Source organism: Romboutsia sp. LXY-2 (assembly GCF_056171995.1).
In genome coordinates this window covers 1-22,405 of record NZ_JBKFGI010000011.1, presented here as the reverse complement: position 1 = coordinate 22,405, position 22,405 = coordinate 1, and the positions used below count along the sequence as shown (strand labels likewise).

Below are 22,405 nucleotides of genomic sequence, written 5' to 3'. Positions count from 1 at the left end.
CAATTAATATTTATTAGGGGGAACTTAAATGAAAACTAAAAAAATAATATTATCAGGGATATTTATAGCTTTCGGGATTATTCTACCAATGATATTCCATACAGTTAATATGGCAGGTCCAATATTTTTACCAATGCATATTCCGGTTCTTATAGCAGGATTTTTATTAGGACCATTTTATGGTGGATTAGTAGGACTAATTACTCCAATATTAAGTGGATTAATGACAGGTATGCCACCTTTAGTTCCAGTTATGCCAATAATGGCGTTTGAACTTTTTGCTTACGGAATTATAACAGGCTTCTTATTTGAAAAAACAAACAAGATATATATTTCACTTATTGTGGCTATGATAGGTGGAAGGTTATTTGCTATGGTTGGAGCATATATAGTTTCAATAACAATTGCACCACAAGTAAGCCCACTTATGTTTGTATTTGGAAATCTAGCACAGGCAATCCCTGGAATGTTAATACAATTAATATTTATACCTATTTTAGTTAAATTTACAACTAAAAATCCAGAGATAGCTAAAGTATTAGCATAAAATGGAAATTTTAAGTTTAAAATAGTATAAAAAACATATAAGGTACAGCGTATAAATATACACTGTACTCTTTTTGCGAGTAATTAAATTATAATGCCACATATTTAATAAGTCATAGGTACAATGATTTTGTACCTTATTTGTCCTTAGAATGACACAAGATTGACACATTTTATTTGTATAATATAGTTAAATAGGCAACACTAAAGAAAAGTGGGGGATAAAAAATGAAAAAAATCAAATTCAATTCTAGCTTTACCCTAGGTATGATAGGAGCGGCTCTCTTTATTGCACTAAATCCAATACAAAGTAATGCAATGCATATCATGGAAGGATTCTTACCTATAAAATGGTCAATTTTATGGTCTGTAATATTTATTCCATTTTTCCTATTAGGTATAAAAAAAATAAACTCAATAGTTAAGCTAGAACCAAAGAAAAAGGTATTATTAGCTTTAGCAGGTGCATTTGTGTTTGTGTTGTCAGCTCTTAAAATACCTTCAATAACAGGTAGCTGTTCACACCCAACAGGTGTAGGATTAGGAGCTATATTATTTGGACCAAGTGTTATGGCTGTAATAGGAACAATTGCATTATTATTCCAAGCTATACTTCTTGCACATGGTGGACTTACAACTTTAGGAGCCAATGCATTTTCAATGGCAGTAGTTGGACCAATAGTAGCATATGCAATATTTAAGTTATGTAAAAAGTATAAACTTAACACTGGAATGAGTGTATTTTTAGCTGCTGCATTAGCAGATATAGCTACATACATGGTAACTTCAATACAACTAGGTTTAGCATTCCCAGACCCTGCAACAGGGGTATTTGTTTCAATAGCTAAGTTCTTAGGCGTATTTTTAATAACACAAATACCTATAGCTATAGCAGAAGGATTATTAACTACAATAGTATATAATCTTATAGAAGAAGGAAAAAGTGAAGGAGTTGAAAATTATGAGTTCTAAATCAAAAACGAAGCAAAATATTATATTATTAATAATAACTTTATTATTAATAGTGACTCCTTTATTATTAAACAAAAATGCTGAATATGGTGGAGCAGATGGTGAAGCAGAAGATTTAATAGGTCAAGTTGCACCGGATTATGAACCATGGTTTAGCTCAATATATGAACCACCAAGTGGAGAAATAGAATCTTTATTATTCTCTGTTCAAGCAGCTTTAGGAGCAGGTGTAATATGTTATTATCTAGGATATAAAAAAGGATCTAAAGTAAAAGAAAAAAGAAGTGAAGAAATAATTTAATTAGCCCTTAAGTCAGTTAATATATATCAACCTAACCTAATAATGCTTTAGCCTTTTGCTGAAGCATTATTTATTTGCAAAAAAAATATATATATATTAAGACTCCATACGTAAGAATTATAATTTTTTATAAAATTTGAAAGTATTGTTATATTTTACTATTAATAAAGTTGAAATGATATTAGATATAGGTATAATTAAAGGTAAAGTAATTATATGGTCATGATTTCCAAAATGGAGATTATATTGGTAAAAATTAATATTTATTTACTGTAAGGGGGAAAAAAATTGAATAATCCATTATTAATTTTGATTTGCGATGATCAAAAACTAGTACATGAAACAGTAGGAGAATATCTAAAATTAGAAGGAATAGAGTACATTTCAGCATATGATGGGTTAGAATCCTTAGAAAAAGCAAAGAAGTATAATCCAGATTTAATTTTGTTAGATTTAATGATGCCAAAAATATTTGGAATAGATGTATGTAAAGAAATAAGAAAAATAAGTAACATTCCTATAATTATGTTAACTGCTATGGGGGAAACTATGGATAAAATTATTGGATTAGAAGTAGGTGCAGATGACTATATATCTAAACCATTTTCTCCTAGAGAAGTAGTTACACGAATTAAAACAGTCCTTAGAAGAATAACTCCTACAGAAAAAAAATCAGATACTAAAATAAAATATAATAATCTAGAGATTGACATTGAAAAATATGAAATTTATGTAAATGGAAAACTGTTAAATGTTACACCTAAAGAAATGAAAATACTTTATTTTTTAGCTTCGAATCCTGGAATTACAATGAAAAGAGAGCATATATTAACTGAAGTATGGGGATATGACTACTTTGGAGATACAAGGGTTGTAGATACACAGATAAAAAGACTTAGAAAAAAGTTACCATCAGATAATATAGGTTGGGAAATAAAATCAATTTATGGAATAGGATATAAGTTTGAGGTATTAAATGAAGCAAAAATTATTTAAAAAAATATTAAAAACTATAAGTGTAATTATTATATGCGCAGCTGTAGCCACTATTATATTTGGTGGTGTAACTCTAAAAAATTATTTCTTAAGAACACAATTAGAGGAAGTGAGCAATCAAGCTAATACTATTGTTAAAAATATAGTTCATAATATAAATATATCCAATGATAGAGATAAATTAGCTGATTATATAAAAGAAGAACTTTTAGAATCTTGTGTAGTGTTATTTTACGATAACAATAAAGATAACCTGCTAAGGGTAGATGGTCAAAATCTTGATGAAAAACACTCGGATATCGGCACGGAGCAATTAAACAAGTCAACTGAAAGCTTTGTAGATATTGTTTTAAGTGGTAAAAGTATAAAAGGTATAACACAGCTTAATAAAATACCTGGTGATTCATTAATAGTAGGAGAACCCATAAGATATAACAATGAAATAATTGGAGCTCTTATTTTTGTAAAATTTCCAATGAATTTATCTCAGGTTTTATTTGGATTTTATCTTGTTTTAACAATAAGTATGGTAATAGCATTAATATTAATATTAGCACCAATTTACATATTTATAGAAAAATTATTTAAACCTTTAAATGATATGAATGATGCGGCAATGGCAATGGCAAAAGGAGATTTTTCTATTAGAATACATGAAAGTTCTGATGATGAAATAGGAGAAGTAGCGAAATCTATAAATTATTTAGCACAAAGGCTAGAAGAAAATGAAAAGCAAGCAAGTCTTCTAGAGCAAACACGTAGGGACTATATAGCAAATGTAAGTCATGAGTTAAGGACACCAGTTACAGCAATAAGAGCAGTTTCAGAAATGTTAAATGATGGTATAATAAAGGATGAAAAAGGAAAACAAAAATACTATAAACAAGTACTTAGAGAATCGGCTAGACTAGAATTACTTATAAAGGATATGCTTGAGTTATCAAGGTTACAGTCAGGAAATGTTTTTTTAGAAAAAACTAGTATACCATTGACTTCGATTTTAACAGAAGTAATAGAAGAATTTAGAATTATTGCTGATGATATGGATGTTAATTTTATCACACCTTTTAATTTAGACGATTTACCACTAGTATTCACAAATAAAGCTCGTATGGTTCAATTAATGATTATTTTGTTAGACAATGCTTTTAAGTATACTCCCTCTGAAGGGAATGTATATTTAGAAGTAAAATGTAAAAATTCTTTTGCTGAAATCATTGTAACAGACACAGGAATAGGGATACCATCTCAAGACTTGCCTTTTGTATTTGATAGATTTTATAAGGTAGATAAGTCTCATTCTTCTAATGGTACAGGTATAGGCCTTTCAATTGCTTATGAAATAGTTAAACATCTAAAGGAAGAAATACATGTAGAGTCGAAGTTAGATGAAGGATCCAAATTTGTATTTACCATTCATTATTGTTAAAAAAATAATCATTATTTGTTGACAAACTACATAAAATTATATACAATTTAATTAAGATAGAAAGTTAATTAAATAATAGAAATTTAGATATTTGAAAATATCTTATTTAAGTCAGAAGACTATATTGTCTTCTGACTTTTTTGATTTCAAGATCTCTATAGTTTATATTAATTTTTATCTATATTCTACTTTTCCCCAAAAGTAAGAATTACATATATGGATATGGGCTTTTAGCCCATTTTTTTTTTATTTAGTACTTAAGTTATTATTAAGGACATTATTAAGAAATTATGATGATGATAAGTTTTGAATATAGAAGTAATTTGCAATTAATAGTATAATTATAGAGATAGGGATAAATTTGTATTGAAATCAAAATAACAATTAAATTTGTAAAGGCTAATTACATTTATTATAATAAATTAAAAATGTATAGAATATGTAAAAATGAGTGCTAAATACCTTCAGTAAGCGAAGCATCTGTAAAGGGGTATGTTAGCTTAGAGAATTAAAAAGGGTTGACTATAGATTTTCCTAAGAAGGAAATTGAAAGTAAAATAATATAACTTAAGATAGTACAAACAGATGAAGAAATGGCAGAAAAATGAATTGTGAAATAAACACAAGCTTATATTTTGTTAATAGGCTAAGAATAATTGATGGAGAACCTTATACTATAGAGTATTCTTATTATAATAAAGATATAAAACCATATCTTAGTGAGGATATTGATAAAAAGTCTAAATACACATATATTACTGATGATTTAAAGTTAAACATAGGCTTTGCAGATAAAGTAATATATGCTGATAAGTTAAACAAGCAAAGTTCAAAGCTATTCAATTTAGAAGAAAATAATCCAGATTTAGTAATGGATGATACTGTATTTTTAAGTAATGGAGACATTTTTGAAGTATCTATAGCAATTCATAATTATAAAAAAGCAAAATTATTTAAATTTGCTAATTTTAAAATCAAAGGGAGAATGACATGTATTTTATTGGGGTAGATATTGGGGGAACAGGAATACAAGCAGGTATTGTTAATGAAAAGGGTCAAATACTTTATACAAAAGAATGTAAAACCGACTCAGATTCAGGTTTTGACAAGGTAATGAATGATATTAATAATCTTATAAGAAGCTTAGTAAAAGAAAATAATATGGAATTTAAAGATATTAAATCTATAGGATTTGGTGTACCAAGCTTTATTAATAAAAAAGGTGAAGTTACTTGCGTTAATTTAGGATGGGACAAAGTAAACTTTCTTAGTAAGTTAAGAGAAATATTCCCTGAGGTAAATACTTTTGCTGAAAATGATGCAACAGTTGCAGCTATTGCAGAATCCAAGTTTGGAAGTATGAAAGATAATCCTATTGCTGTTATGCTTACATTAGGAACAGGAGTAGGTGGGGGAATAATAATAAATGGGAAACCCTTTGTAGGCGCACATGGAATGGGCTCTGAAATGGGACATGCTATTATTGGTGAAAATTACTTTGACTGTAATTGTGGGAACAATGGATGCTTTGAAACCTTCTGTTCAGCAACTGCAATAATAAGTTATGCTCAAAAACTAATAAATGAAGGCATGACTAGTTGTATTAATGATAAATGTAGCTATGATATTTCAAAGATAAATGCAAAAATGGTATTTGATGCATATAAAGAAAATGATGCTGTTGCAAATTTAGTAATATCTAGATTTAAATCTTATTTAGCTATTGGAATAGCTGGTTTAATAAATACATTAGATCCAGATATAATATCTTTAGGTGGTGGAGTATCTAAATCAGGAGAATTATTATTAGAAAATCTAGAAGAAGAAATAAGAAAGCATATTTTATATAAAGAAGAGGAATTTGCAAATATAGTATTAGCTAGCCTAGGAAATGATGCTGGTATTATTGGAGCTGCATTTTTAAATAGAATTTATTAACTTATATGAAGAAATAAAAATAACATAATAATCTAAATGAAAAGAGGGTGTATTTTAACTAATAAATAGTTAAGATACGCTCTCTTTTTAGTATAAAGAAACTATAATTGCTCATAATCTGGATACAACTTATGCAACCAGGTTATACAAAAAATCGTACAAGTAAAAAAGACAAAATAAATAAAATATATCTTGAACTAAGAAAAACTACCTTGTATTTAATCGAAAAATATAAAATTTAAAGTCGCATAAAAACATAAATTGGAAACTGAAGCCGTAGACAAGATTCACCAATTTATTAATCAAAGGAAATAGAAAATATTTTAGTGAACTATTTATATAGCAAATTAAATACGAGAGGATAAATTTTATGAAATTGAGTAAAAAAATGGTTAGCTTAATATGTTTGTCATTTATAGTGATGATTTTATTTCCATCATCAAATAGTAACATAGAGGATAATTTGAATTTAAGCTCAATAGAAAGTACAGAAGTTAGTGATAATAGTGTTGAGGAGAGTATTAATACAGCCTTAATGGATACGAGAGATACTTCTGATCTTACAAATAATGAAGAAAATAATATAGAAAAAGATAATGACGATATCAATGAAAATTTAGTAACAGAAATCACTGAAAGAGCCGAAGTAGTATATAAAAGAAATGATATGACCTTGGCTAGTGGTATTACTAAAGAGGAACTTAAAGAAGTTTTTATGAATTATAATGGGGCATCTACTATGGCACATTTAGCTGATGCACTTGTTGATGCAGAAAAGGAATATGGAGTAAATGCATTTGCAATGGCAGGTATTGTGGCTTTAGAAAGTGGATTTGCAACATCACGAAGGGCTGTGGAAGATAATAATTTAACTGGATATGAAGTGTACACAGATGCTTCAGAGGGTAGATTATTTAATAGTCAATATGAGTCAATTATCCAAACTGCAAAGCATCTTTCTAAAAACTATTTAAGTGAGGGCGGATCTTATTATAAAGGGCTTTCAGTAGATGCTGTTCAAGATAGTTACTGTCCTGATGATCAATATAATTGGCACAATAAAGTGGATATGCTAGCTTTAGGATTTTTAAAAGTATACAAAGAAATTTATGGATAAAATAGTGAACTATATTTGAATTTAATTTTAAAGGAGTAGGCTAAAAGGATTAATAATTTGGTTTACTCCTTTTTAAGTAATAGACGTAGTAACTTTATGAATAGGGATATTGCTATTTAGTAGCCTTTTTTTATTTTGGTAGGGAATTTTTAGTGCTAGTTATACTAAAAACTAATAAAGCATATATATATTATACTAATGAAAAAGATGAATAAAGAAAGCTTAGCATTATTGTAAAAATATATTATTTTATAAAATAAGGGGTGAGAAAATAATGAAAAGAAGATGTTCTTCTAGTAAGAATAATAATGAAAGTAACAAAAGAACTAGCCTAGTACCTTCATTAAAAAATAAGAAAAATAAAAAAGATAATCAAAGTGATGATATAAAAGTTATTCAATCCAATACACCACAAGTGAATGATAATAAACCTACATACTATAATCAAAACAACAATGATAGTTATAATAATTATAAAAATATTGAAAATTATAATAAATCTAGTTTGGATGACTATAACAACATTATTTATAATGAAGATAAAAATAAGATAATGGAAAAAGTGACAATAAAAAATACGACAACAAAAAGCGTAGAAACAAGAACCCCAGATGGATATTATACTAATGCCACACAAAGTGATGAAAGTGTAAAAGAGTACACTAGATATGAAAGTAGTAATAGAGAAAGAAACAGAGCATTTGATGATGCTATAGATATGTATCCTTCATTTAATGAACCACAAACTATAGTACATGAAGCGAAACCATATTTAACTAAAAATCCAGTTGATACATTATTATTAGAGTACCCTAATAATCAAACTATGGATTTATGTTTAGAATCAGTAAAAGAAAATGGTTTGGCTCTACAATTTGTTGAACCTAAATATAGAAATAAAATGATAGAACTCATAGCTGTAAAGCAGAATGGTCTAGCACTACAATATATTGATGAGTATGACCAAAGTGAATCCATTTGCATAGAAGCAGTTAGACATAATGGATTAGCGCTACAATATGTTAAAAATCAAAATGAAAAAATATGTATTGCTGCTATACATGAAAATAGCGAAGCTTATAAATATGTAAAAATAAATAATCATAGGGTAAAGTTAAAAGCTCTAAAGTCTGATGGTATGCTTCTAAAATATATAGATGAGCAAAGTGATGAATTATGTATTAGTGCAGTATGCCAAAATGGATTAGCATTGAAGTACGTCAAGAATCAGAAAAATGAAATTTGCAAAGAAGCAATAAGAGAAAATTGGGCTGCATTTCATATGGTATTAGATAAAAACTATGATGTATGTATGGAAGGCGTAAAAAACAATGGATTACTTTTAGCATACATTAAAAATCAAGACGAAAGACTTTGTATTGAAGCTATAAATCAGAACCCTCATGCTCTAGCATTTGTATTAAATCAAAATGATGATATATGTAGGAATGCAATTTATAAAAGTGGTCTAAGTCTTCAATACGTACAAAATAAAACTAAAGAGTTATGTTTATTAGCTTTAAATCAGAATACATTGTCAATAAGATATTTTCCAATTGAAATTTTAGAAGAAGGTTTGGATTTTAAAGATTATGTATTTATTTATAGTAAAAAACATCTACTTGTAAATTCAATAAAGGAAGTAAGAAATCTTAGACAAATTAACTTACCAACTAATGAGAATGGATATCTAATAATAAATGCTATAGCACAATCAAACTATCCTACATCATTTATATTACAAAAAGATGATATTTATATAGATGATGATATAGTAGAAATTTTGGTTAATAATAATCATTTCGTAGCCTTAGCTAATGATTAAATTCAGACTAAGTTAATAATAAAGCTATATTAAAATGTAAAATATAATAAAAGCTCACCATCACATAGACTAAAAAAGTATATTTTTAGACTATGTGATAGTGAGCTTTTTATTCTGCAAAAAGTGTAAGAAAAACTAAATTAATCTAATCTAATACTATTTATCTTCTCTAAGTAAATAATTGTTATTATCATTATCCTTAAATAAGAACATACTTCCATAAGGCATAACTTGCAATTCTCCTACATTAACACCTTTAGATTTCATATTTTCATAAGCATTTTTAATATCAGTAGTGCTTAATATTACATTTGGATGATCTACATTAGCTTCAGGATTTTGAGCTAACATTGTTTCTTTGTTGTATAAAACAAAAGTAGTACCATTATCTCCTTTAGGTCCAACTTCTAACCATATCATATTAGGTCCCATTGGTTGCTCGAACTTTACATCAAAATCCATTTTTTCTGTCCAAAATTTTTTTGCATTATCTTGATTCGATACAAATATTGTTATTTTAGATATTTTACTTATCATAATTAACCTCCTAAATATATTATGCATTTATTATACCCATAAATATATAATTTGTAATATAAAAAATCGACAAATTTCTTGGTTATTATAAAAATTAAATGTACTGTATTTCCTAAGCAATAATTTAAACACTGATTTTGGGTTAATTAATTTAAAATTAGGTAGATAATTAAGTTAACTATAGTGTTAGACTAAGTGGTATTGTAACTAAGGACATGAACTAATCATATTATTATAGTAAAGTAAAATTTTGAGGGGGATAATATGGACTGCATAAAGTTAGAAAATGATAGTTCGCTAGTTAGAATATTTAATGCATCTAAAGAGGGACCGGCTGTAGATGTTTATATTAATGATAAACTTATATTTACTGATATAAAGTTTAAAAACTTCTCTAAGTATATAAAGCTAGAAGAGGGAAACTATAGAGTAGATGTTTATGAGAATAAAAATACACAACACCCATTAATAAATCAAACAGTACAAATAAATCCAAATGAGGTTTATACAATAGCAATAATAGGAAATATAGGAGATTTATCTTTATTAGTTATAAATGACTATGCATCTAAGACAATGAATGATGATTACAGTTCTTTTAGAGTAATTAATCTTTCATCAAATATATCACCAATAGATATTGTGGTTGATGGAGATACTTTATTTAAAACTATTGGCTACAAACAAGGTACAATCTATGCTGACGTAAATATCAATGAATATAATATTAAGATTATTGATAGCTTAGATGAAAAGACACTTTTGAAATTTAAAAGTAAATTTAATCCTAATAAAATATATACAATATATTTAGTAGACAATGAAGAATGCATAAATATTATTAAAAGCATAGATGGAAACACTCATATATGTAGAGAAAGATGAAGAAAAATATATAAAGTAAAAAGTAATCAAAGTTAGAATAGATATACAATAGTATTTTAAGATAATAAAATAAACTAATAAAGGTACTCTAGGAATTTAAAATAAGCTTAAATTCCTAGAGTGCCTTTATATTTACAAAGTTTTAGGTTTTTCTTTCTTATAGTACAAAAGAAAGATATAATTATATTAGTTAATGGGATATTTTTCCGATTGAATATTATGGATATGAAAAAATGCATTATTACTGGTTAATTATTTGGGGGAAAGATGATAGATAATAGCATATACAAAAATATAGTGAAAAATAGTAAGTCGGCATATTTTTATGGAGAAATAGTTAAAAACCAATCAGATAATATAATTGATTTTAAGGTGCTTGATATTAATAATGCTCTTGAAAAAAAGTTGAAGTTTGGAAAAGAATATATTATAGGTAACTTGTCCAATATTTTATGGGAAGAACTTGATTGGATAAAAATACTTAATAAAGTTATAGAATTCGAAAACTATAGCGATATTCATTATTTTGATATTTTTAGAGAATGGTATGAAATAGAGATACAAAAAATTGATGAAATTCATTTTTACATATTAATGAATGAGGCATATAAAATAGATAATTATACCCAGACCTTGTTAGATGTTTTTCCAGCTGGAATATGGTATAAAGATAATAATGGAAGATACATAGCAAGTAGTAAAACTATGCTATATAATGAGAGGGTTAAAGATAGAGATATTAAAGGCAAAACAGATATAGAAATACAGTATTCAAATGATGTGGCAAAAGAAATAATGGATCACGACTTTGAACTAATGGCATTTAGAAAGTCAGATGAGTATAATACAGTATTTGATAATAATACAACAGGTAGTACACAAAAACACTGCGTATTTGATAGAGATGGGAACATATTAGGAACTGTAGGTTTTTATATCGATATAACAGCTCATGAAAACTTAAAATCGGATTATCATAATCATAAAAAGTTATCTGATTCATTATTACAGACAATACAAGATCAATTAGTATATAAAGATATTAATGGAAAATATAAATATTGCAACAAAAGTTTTGTAGAATACTTAGGCTTAAATGATGAAAGAGATGTAATTGGTGAATACGATACTGATGTTTTTAAACATGATAAGAAAAAGCAAGAATTTTTTCCAGAAATAGATAAAGAGATAATAGAAGGTAAATCTCAACTAAGATATGAAATAATGCCTGTGAAAAATGGAGTCGTTAAATATTTTGACGTAATAAAGACCCCCTTCATAAATGATGAAGGTGAGGTTATTGGAATTACTGCTGTTATTAGAGATATTACAGAACAGCAAATGACTAAAAATAAAATTAAAGAAAATGAACAACAGCTAAACAGTATATTAGATGGTATTAATGATGCAATAATATTATCAGATAAAGATAGCGTTATTTATGTTAATAAAGCTTTTGAAGATATATTTGCAATTAATAAAGAGGAATATATTAAAAATCCTGTGTCATTATATAATTTATTTACTAAAGAATATAAAGAAAAGCTTGGATGTTATAAGTTTGAAGAAGATTATAATATAGAAATAAAAATAAAAACTAAAGATGGTAAATCAAAATGGATATGGTATAAGGGTTATTTACTAGATTCAAATAATAAAGATGGAAGAAAAATAACTATAATTAGAGATATTACAGCTAAAAAAGAATATGATTTGGAATTAGACAGAATTAAAATGGAGTTCTTTTCAAATATATCACATGAACTTAGAACACCTTTAAATCTAATATTTAGCTCATTACAGTTAATAGATTTGAAGTTACATAGCAATGGAAATAATATTAACTATTATGATAGATATTTAGATATAATAAGGCAAAATTCTTTAAGGCTCTTAAAGCTAGTAAACAATCTCATAGATTCAACAAAAATTGACTCTGGATATATTAGTAGTAAGTATGAAAATGGAGATATAATTTACTTTGTAGAACAAATATTTAACTCTATAGAGGAATATGCCAAATCTAAAAATATACAATTAATATTTGACACTGATGTTGAGGAAAAAGTAATTGCTTTTGATATGGATAAAATTGAAAGAATAATATTAAATTTATTATCAAATGCAATAAAGTTTAATAAAGAAAATGGTAAAATATTTGTGACAATGAAATCAAAAAGTAATATGACTGAGATTGTTATAAAAGATACAGGAATAGGAATACCGAAATGTAAGATAGAAACCATATTTGATAGGTTTACTCAAGTTAATAATAGAATGACTAAGATTAGCGAAGGAAGTGGAATAGGATTATCTTTAACCAAGTCATTAATAGAAATTCAAGGTGGAAGTATAGAAATTAATAGCGCATTAAATGAAGGTACAGAATTTAAACTAATGATACCTGATAAAAAGATAGATGATTATGATATTAACCACAAGCTAAATGGAGAATATAATTCTTTTGTTAAAAAGTTAGAGATAGAGTTTTCTGATATATATTAGAAAAGTTTGCTCTAGTTAAAAATCTTTCTTTGCTAAGTTCTTACTTTTTATAAATAGGCATAAACCTATAAAAAAGTAATTAATATGTTGGGGGATGAATTAATGATAAGAACCTATGAACATAGTGATAAAGAACAAATTATAGAAATCTTAGAGGCTGGATTAGAATTAGATATGTCTTACATAAATAATGATTTATGTGATGAAAATAGTGAAGTATTAGTTTATGCTGATGAATATATTAAAGGGTTTATATTATTAATACAAAGAAATCCTTTAACTAATTATTGGAATATAGATATTTATGTTAATCCTTGTGATAGAAACAAAGGTATAGGGAGTAAACTATATAATGAAGGCTTAAAATATCTAAAAAAAAGAAGAGCAAACTCATTATCAACAAAATATGTAGATAGTGAAAAAAGCATAACGGACTTCTATAAAAAACGAGGTTATAAAAGTTGGTTTTCATATTATGAAATGATATATAATGTAAAACACAAAAAGAAAAACAATATAGAATTTATAAATTATAAAGATGAGTATTATGAAAAATATGTTGATTTAATATCAGAAGGTTTTTATGAACTTAGATGTGCTAATGATATTCAGCCATATGTCTGTTATATACCTAGCGAAGAAGATAGAAAATGCTTATTAAAAGATAGTGAAAATATTTATCTAAGCATAGATGATAATAATGATATAGTTTCTACTGTACTAATAAATAATGGCTATATAGATGAGTTGGTAGTTAATAAAAAGTATGAAGGAAAAGGCATAGGAAAAGAAACAACAAGTTTTGCGATTAATAATTGTATTAATTCTAAGTCTGAAAAAATATGCTTAGATGTGGTAACCTGGAATACTAAAGCAATCTATATATATGAAAAATTAGGATTTGAATTAGTTCAAAAGTTTAATGTTGAAAGACAATATTTAGATAAAGAATAAGTAGAAGCTAAAAATTTAAATAAGAATAAATCAAAAAAATTAGTGAAAACTATGTATGTAAATACTTAGGAGGTGCTAATATGAACTTGAAAAATGATAACATGATAGGAAATTTACCCAAAGATATAAATAAAGAAGTGCCAACACCAAATGCAGATGCTAAAAGAATTACAAAACTAGTTAAGCACTCGGGGGATGTTATTGGATATGAACTATCAAATGGTCAAAGAATAAGTAAAGATGAGGGAATATCAATGGCTAAAATTGGTGAGATAAAAGGTGTAGCTGTTGCTATGAACAAAGGAAATGAATATTTAAGAAGCTTACCAGACGAAAGTGAAAATAATAATCTTGGTAGCTTACCAATAATAACAGAATAATTTATTAAAACAAGAGTTTAGAGTATAGTAATCTTTTATTATACTCTAAACTTTTTTACATATTAGGAGATTATAATTGCTCATAATCTGTGTATAACTAATACAATCAAGTGATATCAATACACTAATAGTAAGTAAAATGGAATTGTAGACCTAGTCGCTCAAGCGAAGCGAATTTTTAGTATAAAATGTAATAAAATTGTAATGGTAATTTAGGGAAAATGATTTTATACTAATATAAATGGAGGGATTATTATGAGTAATTGGGTTGAAATAACAATTTTTATTTTACTTACCTTATTAATACATTTAATAGGTCTAAGTACTCAAGCATTAAGTGGAAAGCAATATTTCTATGGGGTATATATAAAAAATATTGAATTAGATGAAAGTTCTAGAAATAAAATTTCTAAAGATTTTAAGAAAAGATTAAATCTATCTTTTATGTTGGTAGTACTATTATTTATAGTATTTGGAGTAATATTAGATACTGATCCAGGTCTTAATATAGCACTGCTTATGTTACTATACGTAGCATTTATGACTTTCTGTTTAAAGAAAGCCTATGATGAAGTGAAAATTATAAAGCAGCAATATTTAATTAGTCATGAAGTTGATGTTGAGAAGGAAGAGGTAATACAGAAAAAATTAACAATAGATACAGAATTGTTAAAGGAAAAAGCAAAAATCAAAAAGAAGTTTACTATATTATTTGGATTTTGTGTTGGACTTTCATTATTGTCTTTAATATACGTAATGGTAAAATATAATAGCCTTCCTGATGTTATCATTACTCACTGGGGAGCTAACGGTAAACCGGATGGCTTTTCTGAAAAGAACATATTTAATGTATTTTTTACAAATATAATTGATATATCTATGGTAATACTCTTAGCTTACATGGGAATTGGGATGATAGGTATGAAAACTTATATTGAACCCAGCAATATTGAAGTAAATAGAAAAAAGGCAATCAGGTATCTAAATGGAATTGGTTATTCTTTATTATTATTAACTTTAAGTGTTCAAATGATGACTACTACAATTCCAATTTACATGGTAAATCAAAGTAATATTCCTATAGGAATAGTTATAGTTGGGTGTATTATACCATTACCTATAAGTGTTGCCTTAATATATTATTATATGATGCTTAGAAGTTTAAGACCAATAGATAAGAATACCTATAACTGTGAGGACGATGATGAAAAATGGATTTATGGATTTTTCTATTATAACAAAGAAGATCCTTCAGTGTTAGTAGATAAAAGATTTGGAGCAGGTGGAACTATAAACTTTGGAAATCCTAAGGGGAAAGCTATAGGAATAATCTTACTTGTGATTACAGTAGGAAGTTTAATATTACCATTTGTACTATAAAGGGGGGAAATAGAGGTTTATGATTAGAAAACTTAAGGAAAGTGATAAAGATACTGTAATGGATTATGTATCTGAGGAACCTAGCATTAACTTATTTATAATTGGAGATATAGAACAACATGGATTTGACACGGATTTTCAAGAGGTATGGGGAAAATTTAATGCTGACAATAATATAGATGGTGTTTTGTTAAGATACCAAAATAACTTTATCGTTTATGTAAAAGATTTAGAAACAGACTTATCAGGCTTTAAAGAAATGATTAACTCTTTTGATGGCAAAAAAATGATATCAGGTAAAAGTACAATAATAAATAATTTTAAAGATAGCTTACAAAACTATGAAGAGAGACTTACATATTTTTGTGAATTAAGAGACAAAAGCAAATTATTATCTTGGGATAATAATATAAAAAGCGCTACTGAAGAAGATGCTAAAAAAATATATGACATAATAGATACTATAGATGAATTTTCAATAAAAGATAGTGTAGAAGCTATTAGAGATAAACTAAAAAACAATAGTAAAGTTGCATACTATATAGAAGATGAAAATGAAGAAATAATAACAGTTTCTCAAATAAGTGCTGAAAATAGTAAGTCAGCAATGGTAGTTGGAGTAGCTACTAGAAGAGAATATAGAGAAAAAGGCTATATGAGCAAGTGTTTATCAAAATTATGTTATGATTATTTAGTAAAAAATAAAATTTTATGCTTATTTTATGATAATCCTAAAGCAGGTAGAGTTTATCATAAGTTAGGATTTAAAGAAATTGGATTATGGACTATGTTAGTTGAAAAATAATAATAAAGGCTTAGTTAATTTATTTTAACTAGGCCTTTATTGTTATTACAGATACATTTTAATCTATATCATCAGTAAATAAGCCAACGATTGACTGCACTGCAGCTCCAATTAAAAATACTACCCAAGAATAGTCCCATCCATCAAAAATAAAGCCAACAATAAAAAATGAAGCTGTAGCTAACAGCCAAATTGCAGAGGATATTGCATCGCTTTTTTTAGACCTCTTTGCTTTTACTACTTCGGTTGGTTTTGAAGTGCATCCTAAGTAAACATAAATACCAACAGATGGAATTAAGCAAATAAAAAATGATACAACTCCTATGATTTCGTACTTAGTAAATTCGCTAATTAATATTAACATAAGTACTCCTACTAATATTAACATTGTAGCAAATGAATAACCTAAAGCCCTTTTTTTACTATTTTGATCCATATAAATCCCCCCTCGATTTAATTGTATGAAACAACTATAGTATATGCAACGCATATAGTAATAGTTATAGAAACCGTTTAAAAGATTAGTTAAGTAATAATACTAAATAGTATATAAGTTAGTTTATAAAAGAAAAGTGTATGGAATTGATTAGAAAATATGCTTTAAATGATATAAATATAATTTAATCATTTGAATTATTAATAATATATATAGGAAAAATTAATAAGCGCTTAAGCTTTTGAATGCTATAATATTAAATAGAGTAAATTTTTACAATATTATAAATAAAAATATGAAAATATTATAGGGTTGTGTATATGGAGGAAGATATGAAATATAATTTTGGAAAGAAAATAAATAGATATGAAAATCATTCTACAAAATGGACAGAAATGCATAATGCATTTATTTCAAATGATTTGTTACCATTTTGGATAGCAGACATGGACTTTGAAACTTGCCCTGAGGTACAAAAGGCAATGGAAGAGAAAATAAAACAAAATATATATGGATATGTACATACTAAACCAAGTTATTTTGAAAGTGCTTGTAATTTTACAAAAAGAAGATATGGATATGATATTGATATACAAACATTAGCTCACTCGCCAAGTGTTGCTTTATCATTAGCACTATGTGTTAGACTATTTACAGAATTAACAGACAAGGTAATGATCTCAACACCTGTATATGCACCTTTCCATGAGTGTGTATTACAAAATGGTAGAGAACTAGTGACTAATCAACTAGTAATAAAAGATGGAAAATATACAATAGACTTTGAAGATTTTGAAAAGAAAGCTTCAGATGAAAATTTAAAATGGTATATACTATGTAATCCTCATAATCCAACAGGTAGAGTATGGTCTAGGGATGAGCTTGAGAAGCTTTCTCAAATTTGTATAAAGCATAATGTAAGAGTAATAAGTGATGAAATCTGGAGAGATCTAGTTTTTAAAGAACATGAATTTACACCTTTTGCTTCTTTATCAAAGGAAGTAGAAGATATTACGATTACATGTTTTTCAGCGACTAAGACATTTAATTTAGCTGGATTACAAGCATCATTTATATCTTTACCTAGAGAAAATGAACTTCAAAAATTTAAGCAAGAATTATCTATATTACATTTAAATAGAAATAACTCTTTCAACGTTGTAGCTTGTGAAGCTGCTTTTAACAAAGGTGAAGAGTGGTTATCAGAGCTATTAGTATATCTTGAAGAAAATTTAAATTATGTAGAAGACTTCTTAAAAACTAAATTGCCTAAGATTAAGTTTATAAGACCCGAAGGTACCTATGTAATTTGGTTAGACTTTAGTGAATATGAAATAGATAATATTTACTTATTCATGCAAGAAAATGCTAAGGTTGCATTAGATAATGGCGCAAAATATGATAAGGCATCAAATGAATTTTTAAGATTAAACTTCGCTTGCCCAAGATATATATTAGAAGAAGGATTAGAGAAAATAGAAAAAGCATTGGAAAATAAATAGTTTTATAAATATTATTTTAAAATTAGAGTACTAATTTAATAAACGGATTTTATAAGGTAGCCTACGCTACCTTTTTTTGATATCGACAAGTATCATCGGTAAAAACTATTTTTTGACCCTTAATTATAGAAATTTACAATCATTTTATTGTGAAAAGATATGTTAGAATAATTTGGAAAGATAATGTATTTAAGGGGGATTTATAATGGGAGTAAGAAGTAAAAAACTAGTAGCGATTTTATCGACTTTAGTATTAGGGATGACTATTTTAACAGGTTGTTCTTCAAGCGAGGAACAAAAGAAAGAAGTATCAAATACTGAAAGCAAAGAAAAATTAGTGGTTGGAGTATCTACGGAGTATTATCCGTGGTGCTTTATTGAGAGTGAAGAAAACAAAGGTTTTGAAGTAGATGTATGGAAAGAGATAGGGAAAAGGGCTGGTTATGATATTGAGTTTCAAACAGCAAAATTTAGTGGTTTAGTTGGAATGTTAGATGCTGAAAAGATAGATACAGTTGCACATCAAATGTCAACTACAGAAGAGAGAAGAGCAAAATATGACTTTAGTGATACATATGCATATAGCAAATATAAATTTATTGTAAAAGAGGATAGTACAATTAGCAAAATTGAAGATGTAAAAGGTATGAAAGTTGGCTGTGTTTTAGGTGGTAATGGTGAAAAAACTATAAGAGAGCTAAATGATAAATATGACTTAAGTTTAGATATAGTAACATATGATGGGGTTCCGATGGAGCAAGATGTTGAAATAGGAAGACTTGATGCGGCATGGTTATCAGAAGTAAAAGCTAAGACTACTATAGAACAAGGAAATTTAAAATTAAAAGTTTCGGATATAGATACTGGAGTTTATGAGATAAATCAATATCCATTTAGAAAAGAAGATAAAAGTAAAGATAAATTAGAAAAAATTAATGATGCGATAAAATCTATGCATGAAGATAAAACATTTACAGAGCTATCAAACAAGTGGTTTGGTTTAGACACTACTAAAGAAAACTAGTAGGTGATAATATGCAAGTCTTTGACGTAGAGTTTATAGCAAAGTTAATACCTATAATGCTAAAATATTTAACTGTGACATTAAAAATGTCATTTTTAGCATTAATATTAGGCCTTATAGTATCAATAATAATAGCTTTAGTAGTTGATGCAAAAATACCTATTTTAGATAAATTAGCCAAAATTTATATATCATTCTTTAGAGGAACGCCATTAGTAGCTCAATTATTCTTTATATATTTTGGTTTAATAAGAATTATACCAGCATTAAAAGCCTTAGATGCTTTTAATGCTTCTGTAATTGTACTTGGTTTAAATTCATCTGCATATTTTGCAGAAAGTTTAAGAGGAGCTATTTCATCAGTAGATAAAGGTCAGATAGAAGCTAGCTATGCTTTTGGTATGACTTATACACAAGCTATGTATAGAATAATATTGCCTCAAGCTATAAGAGTGGCAATACCAGCAATGACAAATACTTTTGCAGATATTATTAAGGGTTCATCTCTTGCATTTACTATTGGTGTAACGGAGATAATGGCATCTGCTCAATCTGAAGCTGCTGCATCCTATAAATATTTAGAAGCATTTACATGTGTTGTAATAATTTATTGGATAATCAATTTATTATTGGTATTTGTCCAAAATAAATTAGAGAAAAAACTGAGTGAGGCTTATTAGTGTAGGATAGAAACATACAAGAATGATTTCTAGAGTAACTGTTTAGAGAAAATAAGGATACTAGAATTAATCAATTTGCTAGAATTGTAGTATAAATTATAGAGTATTAAATATTAAATAATAATGTATAGAACTTTTAAAATAGTAATAACCATATGGTTATTACTATTTTTGTTTTTATTTTAAAAAATATTTCATTAACCAATAATAATAAATAACTAAAGTAAAGTGTATAATAATTACAGACAGTAAGGTAATTTATAAAAGGGCTACGATGAAATGTTAAATAAAAATAAAAGAGGAGAATTTACATATGAGAATAGTAATTATGAAAGTGTATTTAAGAGCTAATTGGGTACACTCTTTGAAAGAAAAAAGAATGGTAGTAAAAAGTATAAATGCGAAGCTTAAAAATAAATTCAATGTTTCAGTTTCTGAAATTAAAAATCAAGATATACACCAAAGTATTGTAATTGGAATATGTGCAATTGCTCTTGAATCAAAAATAGCAGATTCTATAAGCGAAAATATTATAGATTTTATAGAAGATAATTGTGAAGCTGAAATAATAGACATAGAAAAACAAATTGAAATATATTAAAAGAGACTAGTGTAAAGTATAATAAAAACTATTATCTAAGTCTATAATTATTAAATAATAATATTATAGGGTAGGAGCATTCCTAAATAATATTAAATTATTTATTATAGGCTATATTATAGATATTATGCTATACATACTAGTCTCTTTGGAGGGAAAGAAACTTGTTATTTTAGATTGTAAACTTACTTAAATTGGTTCGTATATTTCTTATTCTTTTCTTTCTTACAACTACAATCATTTTTATGAGAAGGATCACATCCTTCTATTCTTTTTTTCGTAGTGCTAGACATTTTTACATCACTGTTACTACTGAATCTTGGTTGCTTGTTCATAGTTGTCCTCCTAATTAATATATCTAGTTTGCAGTAATTATTATTCTCTAAAGTTAATAAAATATTTAAAGCAATAATTTGCAATACTTCCAATAAAATAATTTATAGTCTATTAATTTATTTTATTTACAACTACTTCTAGAGAATCATCTAAATGGCTTTTAATTACATTAGCAGCTAACTCTTTATCTTTTGATACTATAGAATTAATTATTAATCTATGTTCTAGTAAAGCCTTTTCTCTACGGTTATTATCTAATATTGATATATTTCTAAATCTTTGTAAATAAGTATTTAAATTAGATATCATTATTGGAAGCCTTTTCATCTTACTGGCTTTATAAATTAATGTATTAAACTCACTGAATAACTCTATTACTTTTTCTATATCACCTTGTTGGTTAGTTTTTTCAGTAAGGTCTAGTAGCTCATTAATTTCTTTTATTTCTTCCTCGGTAATATTTTCCATAGCACACTCAGCTACTAATATTTCCAGTGATTCCCTTATTTTGTAGATTTCTATTACATCGCCTTTAGTAATTCTTTTTACTACTACACCTACTCTAGGCACATATTCTACTAAATTTTCACTTTCTAATTGTTTTAGAGCTTCTCTTACAGGTGTTCTACTAATATTTAATCTTTGAGAATATTCTTTTTCAACAAATCGTTCTCCAGCAGGAACTCTTCCTTCGATTAGTGTAGTTCTAATACTTTCGTAGACAACTTCACGAATAGGTCTATTTTGAGATAAGTCTGTATTATTTACAAAATCGTCCATCCAATTATGCATAACTATCGTCCTTCCATTGATTAATGTTAATTAAATATATATATTTAAATTCTACATCAAAAACAATAAAAATACCAACTTTTTTCGACAAGAAATCTTGATTATTAATGCAAATGGTATACCAAGTGGGTTTAAGGTATACTAAAAACATCAAAAAAACATATAAAATACATAAAAAACAATAAAAAGACTTGGTATACATACATATAAGGTACTATAATTAAATTAAGATAAAAAATAAATGGAAATGCCAAGAAAACATTATTTTGTTTAGGAAAACATTAAGATTGTTTTAAATAAAATGCTAACAGGAGTGTGATATTAAAGTGAGTCAGTTAAAAATAACTGAAACTGCGTTAAGAGATGGACATCAATCTCTAATGGCAACAAGGTTAACAACAGAAGAAATGATACCTATCCTTGAAACTATGGATAAGGTTGGATATCATTCTATGGAAGTATGG

Annotated in this window: 23 protein-coding genes; 19 read left to right on the top strand and 4 right to left on the bottom strand. The window is 26.8% G+C overall.

Going from position 1 to position 22,405, the window contains the following annotated elements:
- Positions 1–28: 28 nt before the first annotated feature.
- The 9 genes from ACI48P_RS16060 to ACI48P_RS16020 all read left to right on the top strand — a co-directional run bounded on the left by ACI48P_RS16060 (position 29) and on the right by ACI48P_RS16020 (position 9,124).
- Positions 29–547: an ECF transporter S component gene (locus ACI48P_RS16060; RefSeq protein WP_475217570.1), complete on the top strand. Its 519-nt coding sequence runs from the start codon at positions 29–31 to the stop codon at positions 545–547.
- A 227-nt stretch (positions 548–774) separates the two neighbouring features.
- Entirely contained in the window at positions 775–1,518 is a 744-nt protein-coding gene (locus ACI48P_RS16055) for an energy-coupling factor ABC transporter permease (RefSeq protein ID WP_475217568.1), read from the top strand.
- Positions 1,508–1,819, top strand: coding sequence for an energy-coupling factor ABC transporter substrate-binding protein (locus tag ACI48P_RS16050; RefSeq protein WP_475217566.1), 312 nt, complete (start codon positions 1,508–1,510; stop codon positions 1,817–1,819). Before ACI48P_RS16055 ends, ACI48P_RS16050 begins: the two co-directional genes overlap by 11 nt.
- A gap of 288 nt (positions 1,820–2,107) precedes the next feature.
- Positions 2,108–2,815: a response regulator transcription factor gene (locus tag ACI48P_RS16045; RefSeq protein WP_475217564.1), complete on the top strand. Its 708-nt coding sequence runs from the start codon at positions 2,108–2,110 to the stop codon at positions 2,813–2,815.
- On the top strand, positions 2,796–4,244 hold the full coding sequence (locus tag ACI48P_RS16040; protein WP_475217562.1) for a sensor histidine kinase: 1,449 nt from the start codon (positions 2,796–2,798) through the stop codon (positions 4,242–4,244). The genes ACI48P_RS16045 and ACI48P_RS16040 overlap by 20 nt, the downstream gene beginning before the upstream one ends.
- A gap of 604 nt (positions 4,245–4,848) precedes the next feature.
- Entirely contained in the window at positions 4,849–5,253 is a 405-nt protein-coding gene (locus ACI48P_RS16035) for a UTRA domain-containing protein (RefSeq protein WP_475217560.1), read from the top strand.
- On the top strand, positions 5,235–6,182 hold the full coding sequence (locus ACI48P_RS16030; RefSeq protein WP_475217558.1) for an ROK family protein: 948 nt from the start codon (positions 5,235–5,237) through the stop codon (positions 6,180–6,182). Before ACI48P_RS16035 ends, ACI48P_RS16030 begins: the two co-directional genes overlap by 19 nt.
- Before the next feature lie 370 nt (positions 6,183–6,552).
- A complete protein-coding gene (locus ACI48P_RS16025) occupies positions 6,553–7,299 on the top strand; it encodes a glucosaminidase domain-containing protein (protein ID WP_475217556.1) in 747 nt (248 codons plus the stop codon).
- A gap of 274 nt (positions 7,300–7,573) precedes the next feature.
- Positions 7,574–9,124 (top strand): DUF4116 domain-containing protein, encoded by a 1,551-nt coding sequence (locus ACI48P_RS16020; RefSeq protein WP_475217555.1) that lies wholly within the window; start codon positions 7,574–7,576, stop codon positions 9,122–9,124.
- A 156-nt stretch (positions 9,125–9,280) separates the two neighbouring features.
- On the opposite strand, the gene ACI48P_RS16015 is transcribed toward ACI48P_RS16020, so the two are convergent.
- Complete coding sequence (locus ACI48P_RS16015) at positions 9,281–9,661, bottom strand: VOC family protein (RefSeq protein ID WP_475217553.1); 381 nt, start codon at positions 9,659–9,661, stop codon at positions 9,281–9,283.
- Between the two features lie 264 nt (positions 9,662–9,925).
- Here ACI48P_RS16015 and ACI48P_RS16010 point away from each other — a divergent pair, with 264 nt between their 5' ends.
- From ACI48P_RS16010 to ACI48P_RS15985, 6 genes are all read left to right on the top strand, one after another.
- A complete protein-coding gene (locus tag ACI48P_RS16010) occupies positions 9,926–10,546 on the top strand; it encodes a DUF4397 domain-containing protein (protein ID WP_475217551.1) in 621 nt (206 codons plus the stop codon).
- Positions 10,547–10,813: 267 nt separating this feature from the next.
- On the top strand, positions 10,814–13,051 hold the full coding sequence (locus tag ACI48P_RS16005; protein ID WP_475217549.1) for a sensor histidine kinase: 2,238 nt from the start codon (positions 10,814–10,816) through the stop codon (positions 13,049–13,051).
- A 102-nt stretch (positions 13,052–13,153) separates the two neighbouring features.
- The gene (locus tag ACI48P_RS16000) at positions 13,154–14,005 is read left to right on the top strand and encodes a GNAT family N-acetyltransferase (RefSeq protein WP_475217547.1); all 852 of its coding nucleotides are present in this window, start codon (positions 13,154–13,156) and stop codon (positions 14,003–14,005) included.
- Positions 14,006–14,085: 80 nt separating this feature from the next.
- Positions 14,086–14,385 carry a DUF3892 domain-containing protein gene (locus ACI48P_RS15995; RefSeq protein WP_475217545.1) on the top strand — a complete coding sequence of 100 codons (300 nt, stop codon included), beginning with the start codon at positions 14,086–14,088 and terminating at the stop codon, positions 14,383–14,385.
- A gap of 255 nt (positions 14,386–14,640) precedes the next feature.
- Positions 14,641–15,765, top strand: a complete 1,125-nt coding sequence (locus ACI48P_RS15990; protein ID WP_475217543.1) for a DUF1648 domain-containing protein — start codon at positions 14,641–14,643, stop codon at positions 15,763–15,765.
- A gap of 19 nt (positions 15,766–15,784) precedes the next feature.
- Positions 15,785–16,570 (top strand): GNAT family N-acetyltransferase, encoded by a 786-nt coding sequence (locus ACI48P_RS15985; protein WP_475217541.1) that lies wholly within the window; start codon positions 15,785–15,787, stop codon positions 16,568–16,570.
- Positions 16,571–16,628: 58 nt separating this feature from the next.
- On the opposite strand, the gene ACI48P_RS15980 is transcribed toward ACI48P_RS15985, so the two are convergent.
- On the bottom strand, positions 16,629–17,006 hold the full coding sequence (locus ACI48P_RS15980; protein WP_475217539.1) for a hypothetical protein: 378 nt from the start codon (positions 17,004–17,006) through the stop codon (positions 16,629–16,631).
- Positions 17,007–17,338: 332 nt separating this feature from the next.
- Here ACI48P_RS15980 and ACI48P_RS15975 point away from each other — a divergent pair, with 332 nt between their 5' ends.
- From ACI48P_RS15975 to ACI48P_RS15960, 4 genes are all read left to right on the top strand, one after another.
- Positions 17,339–18,508 carry a MalY/PatB family protein gene (locus tag ACI48P_RS15975; protein ID WP_475217537.1) on the top strand — a complete coding sequence of 390 codons (1,170 nt, stop codon included), beginning with the start codon at positions 17,339–17,341 and terminating at the stop codon, positions 18,506–18,508.
- A gap of 205 nt (positions 18,509–18,713) precedes the next feature.
- On the top strand, positions 18,714–19,532 hold the full coding sequence (locus tag ACI48P_RS15970) for a transporter substrate-binding domain-containing protein (protein ID WP_475217535.1): 819 nt from the start codon (positions 18,714–18,716) through the stop codon (positions 19,530–19,532).
- An 11-nt stretch (positions 19,533–19,543) separates the two neighbouring features.
- On the top strand, positions 19,544–20,212 hold the full coding sequence (locus ACI48P_RS15965; RefSeq protein WP_475217533.1) for an amino acid ABC transporter permease: 669 nt from the start codon (positions 19,544–19,546) through the stop codon (positions 20,210–20,212).
- 313 nt (positions 20,213–20,525) lie between these two features.
- A complete protein-coding gene (locus tag ACI48P_RS15960; RefSeq protein ID WP_475217531.1) occupies positions 20,526–20,813 on the top strand; it encodes a DUF503 domain-containing protein in 288 nt (95 codons plus the stop codon).
- Positions 20,814–20,998: 185 nt separating this feature from the next.
- On the opposite strand, the gene ACI48P_RS15955 is transcribed toward ACI48P_RS15960, so the two are convergent.
- The gene (locus ACI48P_RS15955; RefSeq protein ID WP_475217529.1) at positions 20,999–21,148 is read right to left on the bottom strand and encodes a hypothetical protein; all 150 of its coding nucleotides are present in this window, start codon (positions 21,146–21,148) and stop codon (positions 20,999–21,001) included.
- 112 nt (positions 21,149–21,260) lie between these two features.
- On the bottom strand, positions 21,261–21,941 hold the full coding sequence (locus ACI48P_RS15950; RefSeq protein WP_475217527.1) for a GntR family transcriptional regulator: 681 nt from the start codon (positions 21,939–21,941) through the stop codon (positions 21,261–21,263).
- Positions 21,942–22,405 lie beyond the last annotated feature (464 nt).

Bases quoted from the DNA above. Each gene is read 5' to 3' on its own strand.
- ACI48P_RS16060 (WP_475217570.1), top strand. From the start codon at position 29: ATGAAAACTAAAAAAATAATATTATCAGGGATATTTATAGCTTTCGGG.
- ACI48P_RS16055 (WP_475217568.1), top strand. From the start codon at position 775: ATGAAAAAAATCAAATTCAATTCTAGCTTTACCCTAGGTATGATAGGA.
- ACI48P_RS16050 (WP_475217566.1), top strand. From the start codon at position 1,508: ATGAGTTCTAAATCAAAAACGAAGCAAAATATTATATTATTAATAATA.
- ACI48P_RS16040 (WP_475217562.1), top strand. From the start codon at position 2,796: ATGAAGCAAAAATTATTTAAAAAAATATTAAAAACTATAAGTGTAATT.
- ACI48P_RS16035 (WP_475217560.1), top strand. From the start codon at position 4,849: ATGAATTGTGAAATAAACACAAGCTTATATTTTGTTAATAGGCTAAGA.
- ACI48P_RS16030 (WP_475217558.1), top strand. From the start codon at position 5,235: ATGTATTTTATTGGGGTAGATATTGGGGGAACAGGAATACAAGCAGGT.
- ACI48P_RS16025 (WP_475217556.1), top strand. From the start codon at position 6,553: ATGAAATTGAGTAAAAAAATGGTTAGCTTAATATGTTTGTCATTTATA.
- ACI48P_RS16020 (WP_475217555.1), top strand. From the start codon at position 7,574: ATGAAAAGAAGATGTTCTTCTAGTAAGAATAATAATGAAAGTAACAAA.
- ACI48P_RS16015 (WP_475217553.1), bottom strand. From the start codon at position 9,661: ATGATAAGTAAAATATCTAAAATAACAATATTTGTATCGAATCAAGAT.
- ACI48P_RS16010 (WP_475217551.1), top strand. From the start codon at position 9,926: ATGGACTGCATAAAGTTAGAAAATGATAGTTCGCTAGTTAGAATATTT.
- ACI48P_RS16005 (WP_475217549.1), top strand. From the start codon at position 10,814: ATGATAGATAATAGCATATACAAAAATATAGTGAAAAATAGTAAGTCG.
- ACI48P_RS16000 (WP_475217547.1), top strand. From the start codon at position 13,154: ATGATAAGAACCTATGAACATAGTGATAAAGAACAAATTATAGAAATC.
- ACI48P_RS15995 (WP_475217545.1), top strand. From the start codon at position 14,086: ATGAACTTGAAAAATGATAACATGATAGGAAATTTACCCAAAGATATA.
- ACI48P_RS15990 (WP_475217543.1), top strand. From the start codon at position 14,641: ATGAGTAATTGGGTTGAAATAACAATTTTTATTTTACTTACCTTATTA.
- ACI48P_RS15985 (WP_475217541.1), top strand. From the start codon at position 15,785: ATGATTAGAAAACTTAAGGAAAGTGATAAAGATACTGTAATGGATTAT.
- ACI48P_RS15980 (WP_475217539.1), bottom strand. From the start codon at position 17,006: ATGGATCAAAATAGTAAAAAAAGGGCTTTAGGTTATTCATTTGCTACA.
- ACI48P_RS15975 (WP_475217537.1), top strand. From the start codon at position 17,339: ATGAAATATAATTTTGGAAAGAAAATAAATAGATATGAAAATCATTCT.
- ACI48P_RS15970 (WP_475217535.1), top strand. From the start codon at position 18,714: ATGGGAGTAAGAAGTAAAAAACTAGTAGCGATTTTATCGACTTTAGTA.
- ACI48P_RS15965 (WP_475217533.1), top strand. From the start codon at position 19,544: ATGCAAGTCTTTGACGTAGAGTTTATAGCAAAGTTAATACCTATAATG.
- ACI48P_RS15960 (WP_475217531.1), top strand. From the start codon at position 20,526: ATGAGAATAGTAATTATGAAAGTGTATTTAAGAGCTAATTGGGTACAC.
- ACI48P_RS15955 (WP_475217529.1), bottom strand. From the start codon at position 21,148: ATGAACAAGCAACCAAGATTCAGTAGTAACAGTGATGTAAAAATGTCT.
- ACI48P_RS15950 (WP_475217527.1), bottom strand. From the start codon at position 21,941: ATGCATAATTGGATGGACGATTTTGTAAATAATACAGACTTATCTCAA.